We start from the raw sequence: 543 nt of genomic DNA on the forward strand, positions 1-543 counted from the left end.
GGGTGCAGTGGGCATCCGTGGCACCGGGAAAGGACCTTGTGTGCGGGGTGCTGACCTAGGCGACGTCCTTGTGCATCACCTCAACGGCCACGCGCACGAGGAACCCCGAACGAGTCTCCCCGTGACTGGCCGCGTAGGCGTCGATCTTGCGTAGCGTGCGCCGGGGCACGGTGATGTTGATCTTCTCGGCCTTGCCTTCGTACTTCGAGGTGTCGAAATCGACCATGGCCCAGATGCCATCGGCGTAATCGGGGTCCTTCTGGTGCACGCTGATCGGCTGTACGACCGGAAGGTCTGCCGACTCATCCTCAAGCAGCGACTCTAGGTGCAGGTCGATGGCCTCATGGACGTTCGCCAGGGCCTCGTCAATGGAGTCTCCCGCGCTGAAACAGCCCGGAAGGTCGGGGACGGTCACGCCGTAATGCGTGCCGTCATCGGTGTGGAGTACTACGGGAAAACGCATGGTTGACTCCTAGCGCAAGCCTGCCTGTTTCAAGATGCTGCGCAGCGTTCCGGTGGGGATTTCGGCCTTGGGGCGGGGGG

Annotated in this window: 2 protein-coding genes; both read right to left on the reverse strand. The window is 63.0% G+C overall.

Annotated features, from left to right (window positions below):
• Positions 1-55: 55 nt before the first annotated feature.
• Positions 56-463: a type II toxin-antitoxin system HicB family antitoxin gene (locus tag ACH65_RS17920; RefSeq protein WP_049624003.1), complete on the reverse strand. Its 408-nt coding sequence runs from the start codon at positions 461-463 to the stop codon at positions 56-58.
• Between the two features lie 9 nt (positions 464-472).
• Positions 473-543, reverse strand: a 71-nt coding sequence (locus tag ACH65_RS21230; protein WP_153242671.1) for a type II toxin-antitoxin system HicA family toxin, incomplete at its 5' end; no start/stop codon positions are given.

The sequence above is a fragment of the Frateuria defendens genome, from assembly GCF_001182895.1.
Taxonomy (GTDB): domain Bacteria; phylum Pseudomonadota; class Gammaproteobacteria; order Xanthomonadales; family Rhodanobacteraceae; genus Frateuria_B; species Frateuria_B defendens.

What these genes read in the sequence shown, in the direction of transcription:
- ACH65_RS17920 (WP_049624003.1), bottom strand. Translation starts at nt 463, where the DNA reads ATGCGTTTTCCCGTAGTACTCCACACCGATGACGGCACGCATTACGGC.